The sequence below is a fragment of the Oceanobacillus sojae genome, assembly GCF_900162665.1.
Classification (GTDB): domain Bacteria; phylum Bacillota; class Bacilli; order Bacillales; family Amphibacillaceae; genus Oceanobacillus; species Oceanobacillus sojae_A.
The window spans coordinates 555382-576392 of the sequence record NZ_LT727810.1; the positions used below are offsets into that span (position 1 = coordinate 555382).

General features: G+C 38.4%; 22 protein-coding genes. 15 read left to right on the forward strand and 7 right to left on the reverse strand.

Annotation, left to right across the window (positions count from 1 at the left end; genetic code table 11):
- Positions 1-50 precede the first annotated feature (50 nt).
- From BN1068_RS06295 to BN1068_RS06305, 3 genes are all read right to left on the reverse strand, one after another.
- Positions 51-593: a shikimate kinase gene (locus BN1068_RS06295; protein WP_077601975.1), complete on the reverse strand. Its 543-nt coding sequence runs from the start codon at positions 591-593 to the stop codon at positions 51-53.
- A 32-nt stretch (positions 594-625) separates the two neighbouring features.
- Positions 626-1006 carry a ribonuclease HI family protein gene (locus BN1068_RS06300; protein WP_368483275.1) on the reverse strand — a complete coding sequence of 127 codons (381 nt, stop codon included), beginning with the start codon at positions 1004-1006 and terminating at the stop codon, positions 626-628.
- A gap of 103 nt (positions 1007-1109) precedes the next feature.
- On the reverse strand, positions 1110-1622 hold the full coding sequence (locus BN1068_RS06305; protein WP_077601977.1) for a FixH family protein: 513 nt from the start codon (positions 1620-1622) through the stop codon (positions 1110-1112).
- Between the two features lie 143 nt (positions 1623-1765).
- Here BN1068_RS06305 and BN1068_RS06310 point away from each other — a divergent pair, with 143 nt between their 5' ends.
- Genes BN1068_RS06310 through BN1068_RS06320 form a run of 3 tightly spaced genes read left to right on the forward strand, consistent with a single transcriptional unit; the run spans position 1766 to position 4219 of the window.
- Positions 1766-2650 carry a fumarylacetoacetate hydrolase family protein gene (locus BN1068_RS06310; protein ID WP_077601978.1) on the forward strand — a complete coding sequence of 295 codons (885 nt, stop codon included), beginning with the start codon at positions 1766-1768 and terminating at the stop codon, positions 2648-2650.
- Positions 2651-2703: 53 nt separating this feature from the next.
- A complete protein-coding gene (gene rpoN, locus BN1068_RS06315) occupies positions 2704-3987 on the forward strand; it encodes an RNA polymerase factor sigma-54 (RefSeq protein WP_077601979.1) in 1284 nt (427 codons plus the stop codon).
- Positions 3988-3991: 4 nt separating this feature from the next.
- Entirely contained in the window at positions 3992-4219 is a 228-nt protein-coding gene (locus BN1068_RS06320) for a glutaredoxin family protein (RefSeq protein ID WP_077601980.1), read from the forward strand.
- Between the two features lie 152 nt (positions 4220-4371).
- Here the strand turns inward: BN1068_RS06320 and BN1068_RS06325 are convergent, their stop codons facing one another.
- Positions 4372-5658, reverse strand: a complete 1287-nt coding sequence (locus tag BN1068_RS06325; protein ID WP_077601981.1) for an RNA-guided endonuclease TnpB family protein — start codon at positions 5656-5658, stop codon at positions 4372-4374.
- Positions 5659-6307: 649 nt separating this feature from the next.
- Between BN1068_RS06325 and BN1068_RS06330 the strand changes: the two genes are divergently transcribed.
- The 9 genes from BN1068_RS06330 (at position 6308) to BN1068_RS06370 (ending at position 14881) form a co-directional block, all read left to right on the forward strand.
- Entirely contained in the window at positions 6308-7327 is a 1020-nt protein-coding gene (locus tag BN1068_RS06330) for a sugar-binding transcriptional regulator (RefSeq protein WP_077601982.1), read from the forward strand.
- A 49-nt stretch (positions 7328-7376) separates the two neighbouring features.
- Complete coding sequence (gene gap, locus BN1068_RS06335) at positions 7377-8384, forward strand: type I glyceraldehyde-3-phosphate dehydrogenase (RefSeq protein ID WP_077601983.1); 1008 nt, start codon at positions 7377-7379, stop codon at positions 8382-8384.
- 288 nt (positions 8385-8672) lie between these two features.
- Positions 8673-9854, forward strand: coding sequence for a phosphoglycerate kinase (locus BN1068_RS06340; protein WP_077601984.1), 1182 nt, complete (start codon positions 8673-8675; stop codon positions 9852-9854).
- A 23-nt stretch (positions 9855-9877) separates the two neighbouring features.
- Positions 9878-10633, forward strand: coding sequence for a triose-phosphate isomerase (gene tpiA / locus BN1068_RS06345; RefSeq protein ID WP_077601985.1), 756 nt, complete (start codon positions 9878-9880; stop codon positions 10631-10633).
- A complete protein-coding gene (gpmI, locus tag BN1068_RS06350) occupies positions 10630-12168 on the forward strand; it encodes a 2,3-bisphosphoglycerate-independent phosphoglycerate mutase (protein ID WP_077601986.1) in 1539 nt (512 codons plus the stop codon). The genes tpiA and gpmI overlap by 4 nt, the downstream gene beginning before the upstream one ends.
- A gap of 28 nt (positions 12169-12196) precedes the next feature.
- The gene (gene eno, locus BN1068_RS06355) at positions 12197-13486 is read left to right on the forward strand and encodes a phosphopyruvate hydratase (RefSeq protein ID WP_077601987.1); all 1290 of its coding nucleotides are present in this window, start codon (positions 12197-12199) and stop codon (positions 13484-13486) included.
- Between the two features lie 148 nt (positions 13487-13634).
- Positions 13635-14132, forward strand: a complete 498-nt coding sequence (locus BN1068_RS06360; RefSeq protein WP_077601988.1) for a hypothetical protein — start codon at positions 13635-13637, stop codon at positions 14130-14132.
- 117 nt (positions 14133-14249) lie between these two features.
- Positions 14250-14462: a helix-turn-helix transcriptional regulator gene (locus tag BN1068_RS06365; RefSeq protein ID WP_077602206.1), complete on the forward strand. Its 213-nt coding sequence runs from the start codon at positions 14250-14252 to the stop codon at positions 14460-14462.
- Entirely contained in the window at positions 14459-14881 is a 423-nt protein-coding gene (locus tag BN1068_RS06370; protein ID WP_077601989.1) for a hypothetical protein, read from the forward strand. Before BN1068_RS06365 ends, BN1068_RS06370 begins: the two co-directional genes overlap by 4 nt.
- A gap of 383 nt (positions 14882-15264) precedes the next feature.
- Here BN1068_RS06370 and BN1068_RS06375 read toward each other — a convergent pair whose 3' ends face one another.
- Complete coding sequence (locus BN1068_RS06375) at positions 15265-16092, reverse strand: class I SAM-dependent methyltransferase (protein WP_077601990.1); 828 nt, start codon at positions 16090-16092, stop codon at positions 15265-15267.
- A 114-nt stretch (positions 16093-16206) separates the two neighbouring features.
- Between BN1068_RS06375 and BN1068_RS06380 the strand changes: the two genes are divergently transcribed.
- Positions 16207-16617, forward strand: a complete 411-nt coding sequence (locus BN1068_RS06380) for a GNAT family N-acetyltransferase (RefSeq protein ID WP_077601991.1) — start codon at positions 16207-16209, stop codon at positions 16615-16617.
- Positions 16618-16676: 59 nt separating this feature from the next.
- Here BN1068_RS06380 and ptsP read toward each other — a convergent pair whose 3' ends face one another.
- Both ptsP and BN1068_RS06390 read right to left on the reverse strand, forming a co-directional pair.
- Positions 16677-18392: a phosphoenolpyruvate--protein phosphotransferase gene (gene ptsP / locus BN1068_RS06385; protein WP_077601992.1), complete on the reverse strand. Its 1716-nt coding sequence runs from the start codon at positions 18390-18392 to the stop codon at positions 16677-16679.
- A gap of 127 nt (positions 18393-18519) precedes the next feature.
- The gene (locus tag BN1068_RS06390) at positions 18520-19434 is read right to left on the reverse strand and encodes an alpha/beta fold hydrolase (protein ID WP_254846715.1); all 915 of its coding nucleotides are present in this window, start codon (positions 19432-19434) and stop codon (positions 18520-18522) included.
- A 254-nt stretch (positions 19435-19688) separates the two neighbouring features.
- On the opposite strand from BN1068_RS06390, the gene secG reads away from it, so the two are divergent.
- On the forward strand, positions 19689-19925 hold the full coding sequence (secG, locus tag BN1068_RS06395) for a preprotein translocase subunit SecG (protein ID WP_077601993.1): 237 nt from the start codon (positions 19689-19691) through the stop codon (positions 19923-19925).
- A 335-nt stretch (positions 19926-20260) separates the two neighbouring features.
- Positions 20261-21007 (forward strand): alpha/beta hydrolase, encoded by a 747-nt coding sequence (locus tag BN1068_RS06400; protein ID WP_077602208.1) that lies wholly within the window; start codon positions 20261-20263, stop codon positions 21005-21007.
- Positions 21008-21011 lie beyond the last annotated feature (4 nt).

The following is a 21011-nucleotide window of genomic DNA, read 5'->3' on the forward strand; positions in this document are numbered from 1 at the left end:
TTAATTACTTACCTCAAAATAGATATGCTTTTTCTTAATTTTTCAATCAGTCAAGCATAAAGCTCCCAGGCTAATTTTAAAGAATCTACGATATAATCGGCTACCTCTTCCACTTCCTGATCATCTGTTATTACGCGTGAATGATGCTGTTCATAAATTGGCTGCCGGTCATCAAAGAGCTGTTTAATTTCATCCATATTTTTTCCCTGTAAAACAGGCCGGCTATCTATCAGTAATCCGATCCTGTCCTTCCATTTGTCCCAGGTTAAGTCGAGGAAGAAAATAGTAGTGGTTGCCAGGCAAATATCCTGGATTTCCTTTTGCAGAAAAGCACCTCCGCCTAAGGAAATGACCTTTAATCTTTTATGACACATTTCAGAAATGATTTCTTTTTCGTGCTGACGAAAAACGGTTTCCCCATATTTAGCAAAAATATCTCTGGGAGGCATCTGAAATCTGCGTTCAATTTCTTCATCAATATCGATAAAGTCACGATATAATTTCTGGGCAACCACTTGACCAATCGTTGTTTTTCCAACACCCATAAAACCGATTAATACAATGCTTTGTTCTTTTAACGGTATTTTATTCATTTTTCCCCTCCTTACCCCTGTATCTATAAGCGTTATTGCTGATAGATTGCTGTTCTTGCCAATTGATCTGCTTTGCTGTTTTCTTTTTCAGGTATCCATTTAATAAATAGAAAAGGAAACGCTGCTGCTTCAGACTGGATAATTTCAAGCAAAGGAAGAAATTGTTTGTTCTTTGTCCGGCCGTTATCAATTACTTCTGCTGCTACTTTAGAATCTGTCCGGAAAGAAAGGATTTCTCCTGGGAAATTCGCTTTACAGATTTTTAATGCCTCTATAATTGCATGAAATTCAGCTTCATGATTTGTCATATAAGGTAAAGGAACTGTATATTCCAGTTTCCTTTCTCCTGACTTTATATAAATACCGGCGCCGCTTTTTTCAGTGTTCACGTTTGTGGCTCCATCGGTATACACTTGAATCAAAGCATATCACCTCATTTAAGCTTCCATTTCATAGTATAACGAATTTTAAACCAAAAAGGAATGTATGTCAGCCTATATCTGTTTAAAAACTGTGTTATTCATTTTCATCATTGTCATGCTCATGGTGCTCACCATGCTCATCTTCATCATGCTCGTGATGCTCGTGATCCATTTCGTCATGGGCATCCTCTTCAGATGGTTCTGCATCGCCGGCAATAACCGTTTCTAAAGGCATGACATGCTGCTCTTTTGCTGTTGTATGTGCATACATTTCATAGACAGCTTCCTCCTCAAAGGTAAAGCTTGCAGTATATGTACCATTCTCCTGATGGACTCCTTCTAATTCAACACTGTCATCAGAATTGCCTTGTGTCCAAACCTCAAATAAAACCTCATGTGCATCTTCAACAGGCTCACCTTCAAAGCTGACGTGCGCTGTTAAATCAATTGTTTCCCCGACTTCGACATGCTCTGGAACATCAAAATCTACTTCCAGAACGGATAATTCCGGTAAATCCTCTTCCTCCGTTGTATCCGCTTCACTATTGGAACAGGCTGCTAATACAGTTATAAGAGCAATCAGGATAAAGAATATTTTTTTCTTCATTAATATATCTCCCTTCATCGTTTTAGTATAATCAACAACTAGTATAGCATGACTAATAAGTTGGTTGGTTGAATAAATTATGACATATTTTATTTTCCTTCCAATTGTAACTCTACTATAATGAAGGAAAGGGAGGAATACATATGAAATTAGTAGCTTATCGGAAAGAGCAAGGTGAAAAATATTGCGTAGGTGTTTTAACAGATTCTGAATCAATCGCAGATGTGGAAGCGTTGTCCAAACAATTTGGAGAAAAAAAGCTTCCGGCTGATCCGGTTGATTTTTATGCGCGTGCGGCAGAGCATGTGGAAGAGCTGCAGAAAATTTTAAAGGAAGAAACAGTGTATGAAACGATTCCACTGCAGGATGTCCATCTGGGTATGCCGCTTGGAAAAGCGAAAAAAGTAATTTGTGTCGGTAAAAATTATCAGGAGCATGTTCATGAAATGAAATCGGATATTCCTGATTTTCCGGTTCTGTTTGCTAAATTTGATAATGCTATTATTGGTCCCGAGGATGATATTCATTATCCATCGATTACTGAAAAATTAGATTATGAAGTTGAATTAACGCTGGTGATCGGAAAAACAGCTTCAAAGGTTAAAAAAGAAGATGCTTTTGATTATATTGCCGGATACACCATTGCAAATGATACATCTGCACGTGATTTACAAAAAAGGACACCGCAATGGCTGCAGGGAAAATCACTTGACCATACAACACCTGTAGGCCCATGGGTTGTGACGAAGGACGAGGTGAGTAATCCACACACATTAAATGTCCGTTCCTTTGTTAATGGGGAAGAACGTCAATCTTCGAATACAGAGCATCTTATATTTGATATCCCCTTTTTAATAAACTTTATTTCAGAGATCATGACACTGGAACCGGGAGATATTATTTTAACAGGAACGCCGCATGGTGTCGGTTTGGCTATGGAACCGTCCGGGCTGTTACAGGAAGGAGATCATGTGAAATTAGAGATTGAAGGAATAGGTGTAATGGAAAATCAGGTGAAAAAAGCTTAATATTATATAAGTTAAACTAAATTATTTCCTAAGAATCGCACGGAGGTCAAAGCATGCAGCAGCGTTTAGTGTTAAAGCAGGCATTATCCTGGAAAATGAATCAATCCCTTCATCAATCCATTGAGATTCTGCAGCTTTCCGGTATTGAATTATATGATTATGTACAGAAAATCGCTGAAGAAAATCCTTTGATTGAGGATATCCGTCCCATTGATCAACAGGTGCTCACACAGTTTCATGGCGATTCGAATGCCTTTGAAAATATGAATGCCTCGAAAAAAAATATGTACGAGCAATTAAAAGAGAATGTGTATATGCTATCTATTTCAGAGGAAACAATAAAAGAAGCTGTTTTTTTTGGCATTGATTCTTTAAATGAGAATGGCTACTTAGATATAACACTGGAGGATTGGGCAGCGCAGTGCCAATTATCTATGGAAGAAATACAACAGGCGCTTTCTTATCTGCAATCGCTTGACCCGCCGGGCATCGGATCAAGAAATTTACAAGAATGTATCCAATTGCAGCTGAAAGAAATGGATTGTGATTATGCTTTTTTGGAGGATCTTTTTGAAAATAATCTTGTTCTGATTGCGGAGGAAGATATTCAAGACCTAGCTGAAACATATGCTATCACAGAAGATGAGGCAGGCAGATTAATTACGAACATGAAGCTTTGTCATCCCAATCCGGGAAAACTATTAGAAGATGAAGAAACTGAGTATATCATTCCGGAAGCGGTTGTTTTTAAGGAAGAGGATGAATGGCGTTTGTCTTTTTTTCACTGGTCAAGCCCGCAGATTCAAATTCGCGAGGATATAGTACTGGCTGATATGCCGAAAGACGGGGCTGATTTTCTAAAGGAAAAGAAAAAAGAGCTGGAGATGCTGGATCAGGCGATTCAATATCGGGGAAAAACCTTAGAACAGGTTTTGCGTATTATTGTAAATAAACAATTATCTTTTTTTGAAGAAGGTATAACAGCTTTAAAACCTTTGACTCTCCAGGAAATTGCAGATGTTTTGAATCTTCATGTCTCGACCATCAGCCGGACTATCAGTCATAAATATTTACAGACGGATTTCGGCATTCTTCGGGTAAAGTATTTATTACAGCGTGAAACCCGAAAAGGAGAGGGAATCGCCCGTGTGGTCGTGAAGCAGTATGTACAGAAGATTATAGCTGAGGAAGACAAGACCCGTCCGCTCTCTGATGAAAAAATCCGCAGAAAGCTGGAAGAGCTGTATCAAGTATATGTGGCAAGAAGAACGGTGATGAAATACAGAGAAGAATTGGGTATCCAATCTTCCTCGATGCGGAAAAGGAGAACAGACTGAAAAAATGATTCGATTCTATACAAAAAGTAATTGCCCTCTGTGTGAAGAGGCAAAAGCGTTGTTAGATGCATTGAATACAAACAACATTTTAATAGAAGAAATAGATATTTATCAATCGGATACTTTATTAGAAAAATATCAATTAATTATCCCGGTGATAGCATACAAAGAAAAAGTAGTATATGGGAATGAAATAAATATAGAAAATATCAGCACACTGCTGTCTGAATAAGAAAGGCATTCTGTCAACAACCCATGACTAAAGTCACGGGCTTGTAAGGTCCTGCAACCTTTAGAATTTACAGCGGACAACAAGACCAGTGTCTTGCCCTTTAAATCACGCGAGAGATACTGTCTGGGCTCCAAGCAACCCGTTTGTAGGCTTTAAACCACAACAGTTTGTGGCAGAATTTTTTCTTTCGTATAACGTTCTCCGTATTGTTTCAGGTTGAACGCAGCATTACTATCCCGGTCATGATGACTGTCACATGAAGGGCAATCCCATTCTCTTATATTTTTATTTCCCTTTAGTACCGTATTCTTATATCCGCAGGTAGAACATAATTGTGTTGATGCATAATTTTTTGGTGCTTTGACAAAATATTTTCCTCGTTGTTCTAATTTGTATGTCAGATACAGACGGAAATGACCAAAACCATTATCCTGCTGATTTTTGGCATAATACTTGTTTTGTCCAATAGCACGAAGGTCCAGATTCTCTACCACAATCATGTCATAACGTTCCGCAAGCGCATAGGCTTTCTTGTGAAGCCAATCTTTTCGCTGGTTGGCTGCTTTCGCTTGTAACCTGGAAACAACAAGACGCTGCTTCTCCCAACGTTTCGATCCCTTCTTTCTGCGTGATAATACGCGTTGTTCCTTCGCTAGACGTTCTTCCATTTCTCGATAATAGTGAGGATAATTGGCTTTCTTACCCTCATTGTCTACAAAAAAATGAGATTGTGAATAGTCTAGTCCCAGAATACGGGCAGGTGTACCAATGCTTTCTATTTCCATTGGAAATTCAACACAAATAGACACGTCAAATTGTCCTTTCGTGTTCATCGTAACTGTTACATTTTTTATTTTATTGTCTTGTGGTAAAGGTCTATGTCTGTTTAGCTTTAACCCAACTACTTTTACAGAAGACTTTTGTGCAGATGGAAGATATAATATGTCCTCTTTCATATAGATATTTCCGTTTTGATTGAAGGTCGTATAACTTAATTTGCTGCCTTTACGGGAATGGAACTTTGGCATCCCTTTCAAATCTCGAAATGTCGGTTCTATCCCTAGGGTCTTTTGTCGTTTTAAAGCAGATTTCTTATATTGTTTCTTATACGCCATCTTGTTAAAAGCAGTGATTGCCTTATTAAAATGTTGTTTTGCTTCATTGGAAGCATAGGCATCTACAAGATATAAATAAGCTACATTGTCCTCATTGACACATTGTTTTTTGAACATAGAAACAGGAGGCATACCCATCTTCTTTAAAGAAGGCAGCTTGTCTCCAATTTGATAATTATTCTTCTCCAAATAATCGTATAAGTGAGCAACATGCAGATTATATATTTTTCTGTCTGCACCGAAGCATTGACGTAAATACATTTCCACTTCGTGAGAAATAGGGGCAGCACGATACACATAACCACGGTTTACTATTTCAAGCATTGGTTTCACCTCCTGTCTATTATACTACGAATCACATCATATATATAAAGAGGAACCTGGAGTTATCAATGATTTTATTCTTTTTTCAAATATCAACTATGATTTTAGCCAAGAAAGAGAATGTCGGACAATGAAGTTAGCAGAAGTTAACCCTTGTCCGAAGCCGATTCATCTTATGACTGAAGTCAAAAAGGTTCTCGGCTAAAGCTTAAAATTGATTTTAGAGTGTGTTCAAAAAGTCCCCAAATGTTTTCTCTTTCATCTAATATGTGCTCTTGATCCATTCGTGTGAATCTTCTGATTCACACGAATGGATCAAATTTAATTTTTCAGCAAATAATACGAACAAAGATAAACATATAATCACTTTTGAACACACTCTTTTAAAGAATCCCTTTCAATTGTATAAAAAACCTGCTTTAAAACAAGTTTCTGTGTTTAACTTCACATGCAATGGGAATAGATAAAGTGTATGCATTTTTATGTAAAAATTCGGAGCATAACAGACTTCTTTCTTTTAGATAAAATAGCAGCTGCTTTAAGACTTTTCCTTTGCTTTTGGTAGTATGTATGTTATAATACAATTGATTCGGGACGTAGTACCACCACCTGGGACGCTTTTAATCCCGAATAGAGGAGAATGGTTAAAATGGAATCCGTCATGGCCCTACAGAGAAAAATCGTACCTGAGTTGGTTAGCCTGATGCAGGAAAGATATACGTTATTACAACATGTACATTTGCATCAGCCAATTGGCAGACGAGCATTAGCGGAAAGTACAAATTTAACAGAGCGGCATGTTCGCGGAGAGATCGATTTTCTTCATGGACAAGGGCTGGTCGAGATTACTTCCAAGGGTATGTTTATTACCAACGAGGGAAAAGTAGTCCTGGATCAATTAGCTGCTTTAATTGGAGATTTGTCCCGGTTAGATAATCTGGAGGACCAGTTAAAACGTACTTTATCCATTGATAATGTGATTGTAGTTCCCGGTGACAGTGATCATAATCCTCAAATAAAAGCGGAGATGGGAAAAGCAAGTGTTGCCTATCTGCGATCGGTCTTACAAAAAAATAATACGGTTGCTGTAACAGGCGGAAGCACTATTGCTGCTGTAGCCGATGCAATGAAGCCATTACCCGAAGGAACAGATGTATTATTTGTCCCTGCAAGAGGCGGTATTGGAGAAAAGGTTGAGAACCAGGCATCTCGTATTGTTTCAGAAATGGCCAGAAGGTCAAATAGTCAATACAGAATGCTTTATGTACCAGATCCGATTAGTGATTCCACCTACGAACTGATTATTCAGGAACCCCATGTAATTGATGCCTTAGCAGTTATTAAAGCTTCTAACATTGTTTTGCATGGAATTGGAGATGCACTGCGTATGGCGGAACGAAGGAAGTCTTCCCAAAAAGTATTGGACTTATTAAAGTCGGAAAATGCAGTTTCAGAAGCCTTTGGTTATTACTTTAATGTCAATGGCGACATTGTTTACAAAGTAAAAACAGTAGGACTGCAGCTGGAGGATATGGATGAATCAAAGCATATTATTACAGTTGCTGGCGGGGCGTCGAAGGGAAATGCAATTAATTCTTACTTTAAACAAGGGAAGAGCAATATGTTAATCACCGATCAAGGTGCTGCAGAAAAGATATTAAGAGGATAACCTCTTTATATAAATAAAAATTTCAAGATATTCTTAGGAGGAATTTAATATGGCTGTAAAAGTTGGTATTAATGGCTTTGGAAGAATTGGACGTAACGTATTTCGTCAATCTTTAAAAAATGATGAAGTGGAAATTGTAGCAATCAACGATTTAACAGATGCTAACATGCTTGCACACTTATTGAAATATGACTCAGTTCATGGAAAACTGGAAGAAGAAATCAGTGTAAATGGTTCTAACCTTGTCGTTGACGGGAAAGAAATCACAGTACTTTCTGAACGTGATCCTGCTAACCTTGGATGGGGAAATCTTGGTGTAGAAATCGTTATCGAATCTACTGGTATCTTCACTAAAAAAGCAGATGCTGAAAAACACATTCAGGCAGGAGCTAAAAAAGTAATCATTTCTGCACCGGCTAATGGCGAAGATTTAACAATCGTTATGGGTGTTAATGATGATAAATACGATCCAGCTCAGCATAATGTTGTATCTAACGCTTCTTGTACAACAAACTGCTTAGCACCATTTGCTAAAGTATTAAATGATAACTTTGGTATTAAACGTGGATTAATGACTACTATCCACTCTTATACAAACGATCAGCAAATCCTTGATTTACCGCACAAAGACTATCGTCGTGCACGTGCAGCTGCTCAAAACATCATCCCTACTTCAACTGGGGCTGCTAAAGCAGTTGGTTTGGTATTACCAGAACTTAACGGTAAATTAAACGGTAACGCAGTACGCGTTCCAACTCCAGACGGTTCATTAACTGACTTAGTTGCTGAGCTTGATAAAGAAGTAACTGTTGAAGATGTTAACAATGCAATGAAAGAAGCTGCACAAGGACCATTAAAAGGAATCCTTGAGTACACGGAAGATCCAATCGTTTCTTCTGATATCGTTGGAAACAGCCACTCTTCTATTTTCGATTCTTTATCTACAATCGTAATGGAAGGCAACCTTGTAAAAGTTGTTTCCTGGTACGATAACGAAATGGGTTACTCTACCCGTTGTGTAGACTTAGCTGTATTCATGGCTAAAAAAGGACTATAAGATAATAAACGACGTTCGTTGTAAGGTAAGCCTCTCCGAACGGTATAAATAGAGGAGGGAGCAGTTTTCCTCCTCTATTTTCTTTTTAGAAGATGTTCAAAAAGCCCATTAAAAGAGTTGCTCATGTATTTAAAAACATACATTCCGCTACTCGAAGCTGCGCTGCCTTGAACTTCTCGGTCCTTTTAACGGACTTTTTGAACACTTATTTTTACTAGAATTAGTAGTAAAGCAAGATAAAATGGTATAATAACGAGAGTTACATATACCAAATTAGGAGGGATTCCGTTGAACAAAAAAACCATTGCTGATTTACAAGTAGAAGGTAAACGTGTATTTTGCCGGGTAGATTTTAACGTGCCTTTAAAAGACGGTGAAATTACCGATGATACACGTATTCGTGCTGCATTGCCAACTATCCGTGAACTGACGGACAAAGGAGCAAAGCTTATCTTGGCGAGTCACCTTGGACGTCCTAAAGGGACTGTTGTAGAGGAACTTCGCTTAGATCCGGTAGCAAAACGTTTGAGTGATTTATTAAACAAAGAAGTTACCAAGACGGATGAAGTCTACGGTGAAGAAGTGGATAAAGCTATTGACCAGTTAAACAATGGCGATGTTTTATTAATTGAAAATGTTCGTTTTGAAGCTGGTGAAGAGAAGAATGATCCTGCATTAGTTGATGCTTTTGCTAAAATGGCTGATGTATATGTAAATGATGCCTTTGGAGCAGCACACCGTGCACATGCTTCTACAACAGGTATTGCTACAAAGCTACCAGCTGCAGCAGGACTATTAATGGAAAAAGAAATTGAAGTTCTCGGACAAGCGTTGGAAGATCCTGCACGTCCATTTACAGCAATTATCGGCGGAGCAAAAGTAAAAGATAAAATCAATGTGATTGATAATCTGCTCGACAAAGTTGATAATCTGATTATTGGCGGCGGATTAGCTTATACATTTATTAAAGCACAGGGGTATGAAATTGGTAAATCTCTATTAGAGGAAGACAAAATTGATTTAGCGAAAGAGTTTATGCAAAAAGCAAAAGACAAAGGCGTTAATTTTGTATTACCAGTTGATGCAGTTGTAGCTGATGATTTTTCAGAAGATGCGAATACGAAAATTGTTGATATTGATCAAATCCCTGCTGATTGGGAAGCATTAGATATCGGAACAAAAACTCGTGAAGCATTTGCTTCTATCATAAAAGATTCTAAATTAGTGATTTGGAATGGACCAATGGGTGTATTCGAATTAAATGCCTTTGCCGGCGGAACAAAAGCAGTTGCGGATGCTGTAGCAGAAACAGAAGGATTCTCTGTTATCGGCGGAGGAGACTCTGCAGCAGCAGTAGAAAAATTTGGTCTGGCAAATGAAATGAACCATGTATCTACAGGCGGAGGAGCTTCCTTAGAATTTATGGAAGGCAAAGTTCTCCCGGGAGTAGATGCGTTAAACGATAAATAATTAAGAATGGATGAGGTGAGCGCATGCGAAAAGTAGTTATTGCGGGAAACTGGAAAATGAATAAAACATTGCAAGAAGCATCTGATTTCATGGATGCTGTTATTCCAAAAGCTCCAGGCGGAAATACAGAAGCAATTGTTTGTGCACCTTTTGTGTATTTACCTGCTCTTGTTGAAAAAGCAAAGGGCTCCAATGTGAAAGTTGCTGCTCAAAACATGCACTTTGAAGAATCTGGAGCTTACACTGGGGAAGTCAGCCCGGTTATGTTAACAGACATCGGTGTGACACATGTGGTTATCGGACATTCTGAACGCCGTGAGTATTTTGCGGAAACAGACGAAACTGTTAATCAAAAAACAAAAGCAGCCTTTGCACATGACTTAACTCCAATTGTTTGCGTAGGCGAAACCTTAGAACAGCGCGAAGCAAACGAAACAATGGATGTTGTCGGCAATCAGGTGAAAAAAGCATTAGCAGGATTATCTGATGAACAGGTAACACAAACAATTATCGCATATGAACCAATTTGGGCAATTGGAACAGGAAAAACTGCTTCCAGCGAAGATGCAAATGAAGTTTGTGCCAAAACTCGTAAAGTAATTGCAGAAATTACTTCACAGGATATAGCTGACCAGGTAGTTATTCAATATGGCGGCAGTGTAAAGCCTGCTAATATTGATGAACTTCTTGCTCAATCTGATATTGATGGAGCACTTGTCGGCGGTGCCAGCTTAGAACCGGAATCCTTTGTTCAATTAGTGGAGGCAGGTACAAAATGAGTCAGGATAAATTAGCTGCATTAATTATTCTGGATGGCTTTGCTATCCGTGATGAAGTAAAAGGAAATGCAGTCAAACAGGCAAACACACCAAACTTTGACCGTTATTGGAATGCTTATGCACATAATCAGCTGACAGCTTCCGGAAAGTCAGTTGGATTGCCAGATGGCCAAATGGGTAACTCTGAGGTTGGTCACTTAAACATTGGGGCAGGCCGTATTGTTTATCAAAGTTTGACCCGTGTGAATCTATCTATTGAGGAAGGCGACTTTTTCGAGGTAGATGCACTTGTTGATGCTGTAAAACATGCAAAAGAAAAAGATAAAGCATTACATCTTTTCGGGCTATTATCTGATGGCGGTGTGCATAGTCATATCAATCATCTATTCGCCTTATTGGAACTGGCTAAAAAGCATGGCTTAGAGAAAGTATACGTACATGCTTTTCTTGATGGCCGTGATGTAGGTCCACAAACAGCTGGTGAATACCTGCAGCAGACGGAAGAAAAAATGAAGGAATTAGGCGTAGGTCAAATTGCGACCGTTTCTGGGCGCTACTATTCCATGGACCGCGATAAACGCTGGGATCGTGTAAAAAAAGCATATGATGCTATGGTTTATGGAGAAGGTCCTTCTTACCACAGTGCTGCTGAAGTGGTAGAAGACAGCTATAAAAACGAAATTTATGATGAATTTGTAATTCCTTCTGTTATTACAGATGAGAATGATAAACCTGTTGCAACGATCGAAGACGAAGATGCTATTATCTTCTATAACTTCCGTCCTGACCGCGCTATTCAGGTCTCAAGAACATTTGCAAACGATGATTTCAGAGACTTTGACCGCGGAGAGAAAGCTCCAAAGAATCTTGAATTTGTTATGATGACAAACTTCAGTGAAACTGTGGATGGATATGTTGCATATAAACCAATCAACCTGGATAATACGATTGGCGAAGTTTTAGCACAGAATAACCTGAACCAATTACGTATTGCAGAAACAGAAAAATATCCACATGTCACCTTCTTTATGAGCGGTGGCCGTGAAAAAGAATTTGATGGTGAAAAACGTATTCTTATTGATTCACCCAAAGTAGCAACCTATGATCTGCAACCGGAAATGAGTGCTTATGAAGTAACGGACGCGTTATTAAAAGAACTTGATGGCGGAGAGCAAAATGCAATTATTTTAAACTTTGCCAACCCGGATATGGTGGGTCATTCAGGAATGCTGCAGCCGACGATTGACGCGATTGAAGCAGTCGATGAATGCCTGGGTAAAATTGTTGATAAAATTACAGAGTTAGGTGGACATGCTATTATTACAGCTGACCACGGGAACTCAGATGAGGTTATTACATTGGAAGATAAACCAATGACTGCCCATACAACAAACCCTGTTCCTGTTATCGTTACAAAAGATGATATTACACTGCGGGACGGCGGTATTCTTGCTGACTTAGCACCAACATTATTAGATTTACTTGATGTAGCGAAACCAGAAGAAATGACTGGTTCATCCTTGATTAAAAAATAAAATAAACGTTATTAAAGGAGAGAAAATAATGCCATATATTACTGACGTATACGCAAGAGAAGTATTAGACTCAAGAGGTAACCCGACTGTTGAGGTAGAAATTTTCACTGAATCCGGAGCTTTTGGCTCTGCAATCGTACCAAGCGGTGCTTCTACAGGTGAATATGAAGCTGTAGAATTACGTGATGGAGATAAAAGCCGTTACCTTGGAAAAGGTGTTGAAAAAGCGGTAGAAAACGTAAATGAAATTATTGCTCCTGAACTAATCGGTTTAGATGCAACACGTCAAAATATCATTGACGCATTAATGATCGATTTAGATGGTACAGAAAACAAAGGAAAATTAGGTGCTAACGCTATTCTTGGCGTATCTATGGCAGCAGCTCGTGCAGCAGCTAACCATTTAGAGGTTCCTTTATACAACTATCTTGGCGGATTCAATGCCAAAACGCTTCCAACACCAATGATGAACATTTTAAACGGTGGAGAGCATGCAGATAACAACGTGGATATTCAAGAATTCATGATTATGCCTGTAGGCGCAGATTCTTTCAAAGAAGCATTGCGCACAGGTGCTGAAATCTTCCACTCCCTGAAAAAAGTATTAGGCTCAAAAGGCTACAATACTGCTGTTGGGGATGAGGGCGGATTTGCTCCAAACCTTGGTTCCAATGAAGAAGCTCTTCAAACAATTGTTGAAGCAATCGAAGCTGCTGGTTACAAGCCTGGCGAAGAAGTAAAACTTGCTATGGACGTAGCAGCTTCTGAAATTTACAGCGATGGAAAATACAACCTTAAAGGAGAAGGCGTGGTACGTACTTCTGAAGAAATGGTTGACTGGTACGAAGAAATGATTTCTAAATATCCAATCATCTCTATTGAAGATGGTTTAGATGAAAACGACTGGGACGGATTCAAATTATTAACAGAACGTCTTGGCGATAAAGTGCAGCTTGTAGGTGATGACCTATTTGTTACAAACACTGCAAAACTTTCCAGAGGTATCGAGCAGGGAATCGGTAACTCCATCCTTGTTAAAGTGAACCAAATCGGTACACTGACAGAAACTTTTGAAGCAATTGAAATGGCTAAACGCGCTGGCTATACTGCTGTTATCTCTCACCGCTCTGGTGAAACAGAAGATACAACGATTGCTGATATCGCAGTTGCTACAAACGCTGGTCAAATCAAAACAGGTGCTCCATCCCGTACAGACCGTGTTGCAAAATATAACCAGTTACTTCGCATTGAAGATGAACTGGCTGGCATGGGCGAGTATGGCGGATTAACTTCTTTCTATAACTTGGCTGATAAGTAATACCTCAGTTTAAATGTATGGCCCGCAATTTACGATGAATTCATCGTAAATTGCGGGTCTTTTATTATCTTAAAAATCTGGGTATACATATAATAAAGCATATATTTTGATGAATTTCTTAAATCTTTGAAAGAAGAGGAGGTATTATTTGCATGAGCCTAGATCAAGATTCAGTAAGTTGTTTAACTTTATATTATTATTGATTAGTGTTGTAGCGTTGATCATGTGGATATTTAACTTAACTTTTTCTTTACCAGCTGCCTTTACTGAGGTTGTAGAAGATAATGCGGAAGCCTCGGTGAGTGAGATCGAAAAAATAGAGATTGAAATGACTGGTTATTTTCCGGAGGATTTTAATGACCTTTCAGATTATATTCCAGCGGAAGATGATCGAAGGTTTATTGTTGAAGGGGATGAAGTAAAGCAATATATAAATAATGAATACAGATTATATCGGATTAATAATGTAGACAGAATAAGAGATAAGACAAATGAGTATGAGTTGATAGTAAGATTTAAAAATAACGACATGTTATTTTATACGGTTGGTGCCGGCTATATAATCAACGGTGAAGGAGCTCCTTATAAAGTTTTAGACGATGAGAATGCATTATATAGAAAAGTAAAAGCACTATTCGATGAATAAAAGAACAGAAGAAAGTAAAGATATCTTTACTTTCTTCTGTTCTTTTATTACACTATATGTAAAGATATCTTTACGATTTATCGGACTTGCTATTCTGCTTTTTAGGAGGTGTTTGCTATAGCAGTCATTAACCATATCCGTGAAATTCGACGGAAAAAAGGAATTACACAAATAAAAATGGCAGAGGATCTGCAGGTCACACGTCAGACAATGAATGCCATTGAAAAGAATAAATATAATCCAAGTCTGGAGCTGGCTTTAAAAATAATTGCCTATTTTGAAATGCCGATTGAGCAGGTATTTATTTTAGAAGAGGAGGATGACAAATGAGTGTGAATAGTACTGACAAAAAGAAAAGAAAAGCAAGAAAACCGACATTATTTTTTAGATTAATTTGTTCTCTCATAGGAATTCTGATAGGAACAGTTCTTGTTTTTGTTTTTCAAGGAGAATACCCATATGAAGCACTTTTGGGTGGAATAACGGGGGCAGCTATCATTGCTGTATTTGCATGGATAATAAAAAGCCGTAAAAAAGATAATACTCCGGAAGCAGATGAAAGAGTAAAACACAACATATTCCGTTTTTCCGCATACGCATCTCATATTTCCTTGGCTGTATTATTTTTAGGAATATTCATATTCAGTCTTATCGGAGTTGAATCCGTATCTATTACGTATTTGTGGATTTTCTTTGTTGCTTATATCTGGGTTACAGGAATTGGCACTGTCATAGCGAGAAGACGATAGCCGCTGCTATGTGCATGCCTTGAAAAATCCAACCCAATGTGTTTATTTGCACAGCTGAAAGGTCTAAGAACATGTTCAGACAGGTACATTATAAGACAATTTGAATTCGTATGGTCAATGAAAAATCGCCTTAAGTTTTGTTGGTTCAGATAACGGGAAAATAATAGTATCTGGAGATGATTAAAATGATGCAATAAATCAAACTTTAGATGCTTTTAATCTGGATTCAGATTATACCAAATTTGAATTAGAGCTTACACTACAGGACGGTACTAAAATAGAGTTTGAAGATAAAAAATAAATAAGCAAAAAACAGACCATCTAAGGGGATTGTCTGTTTTTTTGCTGAATAAAGCTCTTCATGGATAATTTTTACCAACGCACTATTTTATTGCTTTAAACAATGTCCATCTGTCCTTTTCCACAATCCCTTCCATATCACCAATAGATTGATCAATATAGTTCATTAAAGCTGCTAATTCAGCGTCAGATAGCTCATGAAGAATACTGCGTCCGGCTCTGGATTGAATATCATCCAGGAGTGCTTGTTTGTTTTTATACGTTTTCCTTATTTCCCACAGGCGATGCTCTTCCATCTTTTTAAAGCCTGCTTGCTGAAGACTTAATTTTATATTATCGCTGGAGTGTCTCCGCTCCTTTTCAAATTCCTTTAATTTCGGGAAAGCTTCAAAAAAGTAGCCGCGAATATGTTCGTTGCTTCCTTGCATTAAACAATCGTCCAATGTGCGGTCCTGGATAATGTAACAACCGCCGCTTTTCAATATCCTGTATGCTTCAGCAAATACAGAACCTAAGTCTTTTATGTGATGGATTAAAGCTCTGGATAAAATTAAATCTGCACTATCCGACTCTAAACCGGTATTATCTGCATAACCGGGCTGGAAAGAAATATTGGAGTAATTGCTGCAGTGTTTCATGGCTCCTGCTAAAATTGGCTTGGAATAGTCAACTCCTGATACGGATGGGATCCCAATATCAGCTAAAGCTTTGGAGTAAATACCGCCCCCGCATCCAATATCTGCGGCCTGGTGAATAGAATGAATATCTATCAGCGCTTTCATTTTCTCTTTCCAGGCAGCATCGGCTTCGCGGTTCGTATAGCTGTACATATTATCTTTACTATGAAAATCCAAAGCATCTCCTCCTCCGTAATTTTTATTGTTATAATTAATTATAGCTTTACATGTCATTTAAGTATAATATTGGTTTTTAATAGGATCAGATAAGAAAATATTATACGAAAGCTTATTTGGATATATTTAAATGTTAAAATAGGAAAAACTGTCGAAAAGGATGAAATGGAAATGAATGAACGTTATCAAATTAAGTATCAGACACCTGATGTGGATGTATTTAACGGGCTGAGAACAGAAGCCGGGCTCAGCAGCAAGGAAAGAAAAGCAATTGAAATTGGGCTTCCTAATACCCTGTTTGCTGTATCTATTTATGATGGACACACGCTAATTGGTATGGGAAGAGTTGTTGGTGACGGAGGGGTTGTTTTCCATGTAGTAGATATTGTCGTTAAACCGGCCTATCAGGGACAGGGGCTTGGAAAGCGCGTGATGCAGGAAATTATGAATTATTTAGATAGCCATACATACAAAGGTTCATATGTCAGTCTGATCGCAGATATTCCGGCTGATAAGTTATATGAACAATTTGGATTTCAATACACAGAGCCGAATTCTGTGGGAATGTATCGTATGTATTAAAGAAAGCCCCGGATTATTGTTTGCGCAAAGCAATAATCCGGGGCTTTCTTTATCTTATTTTATTTATTAATTGTCTTTGCTGCTAATGCAACAACTTCCTCTGCAGTGCTTAGAGAAAGAAATTCATCTTTAAGTGCTGCAAGTTCTTTTTTATTAAGGCCAAGAATTTGCGTTCTTGCTGGTAAGATGGAAGTTGCGCTCATGCTGAATTCATCCAGACCTAGTGCAAGAAGTAAAGGAATAGCAGTAGAATCTCCCGCCATTTCTCCACACATACCTGCCCATTTACCTTCTGCGTGAGCTGCTTCAATGACATTATTTACTAAGTTCAGAATTGCTGGATGGTATGGCTGATACAGGTAAGATACCTGCTCATTCATACGGTCGGCAGCCATCGTGTATTGAATCAGGTCATTTGTTCCAATACTGAAAAAGTCAACTTCTTTTGCAAATTGTTTTGCAAGAACCGCAGTAGCTGGAATTTCTACCATGATTCCAACCTCGATGTTTTCAGAAACCTCCACGCCATCTTTTTGAAGGTTATCTTTTTCCTCCAGCAGCAATGCTTTTGCCTGACGGAATTCTTCTAAAGTAGCAATCATCGGGAACATGATTTTTAGATTACCGTATGCACTTGCACGTAATAAAGCGCGGAGCTGCGGACGGAATACGTGTTCATTTTCCAGACAGAAACGGATTGCACGGAATCCTAAGAACGGATTCATTTCATGCGGCATATCTAAGTAACTGATTTCCTTATCACCGCCGACATCAAGTGTTCTTACAACGACAGGCTTGTCTCCCATTTTTTCCAATACTGTTTTATATGCTTCAAATTGAATATCCTCAGAAGGCAATTCTGAATTACCCATGTATAGGAATTCTGTCCGGTAAAGACCAACAGCTTCGCCGCCATTATTAAGGACGCCATCCACATCTTCCGGTGTACCAATATTCCCTCCAAGCTCTACCTGTTCGCCGTCACCGGAGAAAGTAGGCTCGTCTTTTAATTTTGCCCATTCTGCCTGCTGTTTAGCAAAAGCAGCCTGCTTCTCTTCATACACTTTAATTTCTTCTTCTGTCGGGTTAATAATAACCTTGCCTTCAATTCCGTCAACAATAATTTGATCATCTTTCTTCACTGCGCCGGTTATTTCTTTCGTGCCGACAACAGCCGGAATTTCTAAAGAGCGGGCCATGATTGCAGAATGAGAAGTTCTGCCGCCGATATCTGTTGCAAACCCTTTTACAAATTCACGATTTAATTGCGCGGTGTCAGAAGGGGTTAAATCTTTGGCGATGACAATTACCTGCTCATCAATTAAAGCCGGATTAGGGAAGGTAACCTGCAGTAAATGAGACATCACACGTTTTGTTACATCCTGGATATCAGCTGCACGTTCACGCATATACTCATTATCCATTCCTTTAAACATTCCGACAAACATTGTAGCAACTTCATCCAATGCTGCTTCTGCATTTACCTTATCATCATTGATTTTATCTTTTATCGGGTTAATAAGCTCTGGATCTCCTAAGACAAGCAGATGCGCAGAAAAGATTTCTGCATGCTCTTCCCCAAGTTCTTTTAATGTATGTTCTTTGATTTTTTCTAGTTCTTTTCTGGAAACTTCCAGTGCGCTTTCAAGACGCTCAATCTCTTTTCCCGGATTCTCAACCGAAGACTTTTCGAAATTTAATTCTGGTTCCTTAAGTTCATATACTTTAGCAATGGCAATTCCACTAGATGCAGCAATTCCATTCATTTTTTTCATCATGAGAGCATCCTTTCTTTAGTAAAGCTTTAAACATAATTATAACACATCTATACTAAATTAGTGCAGGTCATTGTGCAAGTAATAAATGCCAGCAGCAAACGTTTTTCTGTATTTGAAAGAAGTGTTAATTATTGGTATTATCCATCGAATTCAGCCAGTTTCCTATAAACGAAAATACCTCTTCCCGGCAAGTATCATTTAACAGCTCATGCCTGCCACCTTCATAAACGAGCACGGTAATATTTGTCATACCGCTTTTTTGAAAAAGAGCGGCAGTTTTCCATATACCTTTTCCATATTGGCCAATCGGATCCTCATCTCCGCTGATTAGGAGGAGAGGAAGGCCTTTACGTATGTTTTGATTGAGGCTTTGGTCTCTTGTTTGATAGATGCCTTCTAATAAATCATAGAAAAAACGGGCTGTTGGAATAAATCCGGTATAGGAATCTTCTTCATAGGAAGCTGCAAATGTTTTATCCCTGGTTAGCCATTCATGCTTATAGTGTTTATTCCGTTTTTTGCTGCTCCCTAAAACAAGCTTATTCATCAAAGGAGAGGGGCTCCGGGGCGGTAAAAAGGAAGCCGTGCTTTTGCCTATTGCTGTGACAATCCTGGAATAGTGTCCTGTTCCTGTTAAAATTAATCCATCTATCTCAGCGCTATAATGCTGAATAAAATTCCGCATTAAGAAAGAGCCCATACTGTGTCCAAGAAAGTAGTATGGGAGATATGGAAAGGCTTTTTTTCCAAATTGCATGATTTCATAAAGATCTGTAACAACACGCTGGAATCCATTTTCTTCTGTGAAATAACCCTGTATTCCTTTATCCCCGGTTTTTCCGTGACCGCGATGATCACTGCCGATAACAATAAATCCTAAGGAAGTGCAATAAGAAGCAAAATCGTGATAACGTTCAATATGCTCAACCATTCCATGTGCAAGCTGAAGGATGCCGACCGCCTGCTTATCAGGAAGCCACTGTTTTATATAGATGCTGGTGCCATCAGAGGCTTCCAGCCAATCTTCGTTCATCTGCATTTCGTCTCCCCCTTTATTATCTCTGTCATTCTTCATCTAATTTTGTATATAATGCTGCTATTTTTATTATACTTTGAAGACAGGTTTTAGAACAAATGCTATCTGTTTGAAATGCTGATTGATTCATATACTTTTACAATTTGATAAAATATTGATTTTCCCCCGGTAATTCACAAATCTGCCTTGCACAATAAATTCAAAGTATGATAAAGTAGAGAATAGGGATTGTCGGAACATAGGAGGAGTATGGAAACATGTTATTAACTGTGGTTAATGTTTTATTAGTAATTGACGTTATCGTTATGATTGCGCTTGTGTTACTGCAGTCTGGAAAAAGCGCTGGTCTTTCTGGAGCTATTTCCGGTGGTGCAGAGCAGTTATTTGGAAAACAGAAAGCACGCGGAATTGATTTAGTGCTTCATCGTTTAACAATTGTTACAGGTGTGCTGTTCTTTTTATTAGCTTTCCTGGCAGCGTACGTATTACAATAAATGTTATTCCTTATCACAGTTTTGTGGTAAGGTTTTTTTATTTCCGCTTATAGGGGAAGTTCAAAAAAGTCCAATAAAAATGACACGGCGAATTTCTGCGTTGACGAACTTTTCCGATACTCACGTATTATAAGGCATACGCTCCGTTCGGAAAAGTTAGTCGCCTTGAAATTCTTGGTCCTTTTCATCGTACTTTTTGAACACGCACTTTTAAAGGAAGTTCAAAAAAAGTCCGTTTTATCAGCTTTTTTGAGCACACTTCTATAACGATACAGGGTATACTAGAAATGAATTTGGCAAAAATGATTTAGAGAAGATGAAGGGAATGGATGATTGTGAAAATAAAGCTGCCGCAGCCATTTACATTTGAAGCTGGAGAGCGTGCTGTCTTATTATTACATGGATTTACAGGACATTCTGCAGATGTCCGTATGCTTGGACGTTTTTTAGAAAAGAAAGGCTATACAAGCCATGCACCGATTTATCGCGGACATGGACTGCCTCCGGAGGAATTAATTAAAAGTAATCCGGAACAATGGTGGGCAGACGTAAAAGCTGCATATAATTATTTGAAGGATTTAGGTTATAAGGAAATTGCGGTAGCCGGTCTATCCCTTGGCGGGGTTTTAGGTTTAAAACTTGCTTATTCTGAGCAAATTAAAGGTATGGTATCCATGTGTGCGCCGATGTTTTTTGATAATGAGGAACAGCTTACGAAGGGGTTTCGAGAGTTTTCCAGAGAATTTAAACAGCTGGAGCAAAAGGATGAAGCCGTTATTGAAGAAGAAGTAGACACATTAATGGATAATTCCAGGGAGCTTTTTAAGGGTGTAGGAGCTACAATTAAAGAAGTAAAAGCAAATATTGATATGATTTATACACCAACCTTTGTGGTCCAGGCAGAAAAAGATGAAATGATTAACACGGACAGTGCTAATTATATTTATGACAATGTAGAATCTACACAAAAAGAGATTAAGTGGTACGCTAATTCGGGCCATGTTATTACAATGGATAAAGAAAAAGAACAGCTTCACGAAGATATCTATATGTTTTTAGAGAGCCTGGATTGGGAAGTATAAAATA

Bases quoted from the DNA above. Each gene is read 5' to 3' on its own strand.
- secG (WP_077601993.1), top strand. From the start codon at position 19,689: ATGTTATTAACTGTGGTTAATGTTTTATTAGTAATTGACGTTATCGTT.
- tpiA (WP_077601985.1), top strand. From the start codon at position 9,878: ATGCGAAAAGTAGTTATTGCGGGAAACTGGAAAATGAATAAAACATTG.
- BN1068_RS06320 (WP_077601980.1), top strand. From the start codon at position 3,992: ATGATTCGATTCTATACAAAAAGTAATTGCCCTCTGTGTGAAGAGGCA.
- BN1068_RS06330 (WP_077601982.1), top strand. From the start codon at position 6,308: ATGGAATCCGTCATGGCCCTACAGAGAAAAATCGTACCTGAGTTGGTT.
- BN1068_RS06390 (WP_254846715.1), bottom strand. From the start codon at position 19,434: ATGCAGATGAACGAAGATTGGCTGGAAGCCTCTGATGGCACCAGCATC.
- BN1068_RS06325 (WP_077601981.1), bottom strand. From the start codon at position 5,658: ATGCTTGAAATAGTAAACCGTGGTTATGTGTATCGTGCTGCCCCTATT.
- BN1068_RS06310 (WP_077601978.1), top strand. From the start codon at position 1,766: ATGAAATTAGTAGCTTATCGGAAAGAGCAAGGTGAAAAATATTGCGTA.
- gap (WP_077601983.1), top strand. From the start codon at position 7,377: ATGGCTGTAAAAGTTGGTATTAATGGCTTTGGAAGAATTGGACGTAAC.
- BN1068_RS06375 (WP_077601990.1), bottom strand. From the start codon at position 16,092: ATGACATGTAAAGCTATAATTAATTATAACAATAAAAATTACGGAGGA.
- BN1068_RS06295 (WP_077601975.1), bottom strand. From the start codon at position 593: ATGAATAAAATACCGTTAAAAGAACAAAGCATTGTATTAATCGGTTTT.
- BN1068_RS06305 (WP_077601977.1), bottom strand. From the start codon at position 1,622: ATGAAGAAAAAAATATTCTTTATCCTGATTGCTCTTATAACTGTATTA.
- ptsP (WP_077601992.1), bottom strand. From the start codon at position 18,392: ATGAAAAAAATGAATGGAATTGCTGCATCTAGTGGAATTGCCATTGCT.
- gpmI (WP_077601986.1), top strand. From the start codon at position 10,630: ATGAGTCAGGATAAATTAGCTGCATTAATTATTCTGGATGGCTTTGCT.
- eno (WP_077601987.1), top strand. From the start codon at position 12,197: ATGCCATATATTACTGACGTATACGCAAGAGAAGTATTAGACTCAAGA.
- BN1068_RS06380 (WP_077601991.1), top strand. From the start codon at position 16,207: ATGAATGAACGTTATCAAATTAAGTATCAGACACCTGATGTGGATGTA.
- rpoN (WP_077601979.1), top strand. From the start codon at position 2,704: ATGCAGCAGCGTTTAGTGTTAAAGCAGGCATTATCCTGGAAAATGAAT.
- BN1068_RS06370 (WP_077601989.1), top strand. From the start codon at position 14,459: ATGAGTGTGAATAGTACTGACAAAAAGAAAAGAAAAGCAAGAAAACCG.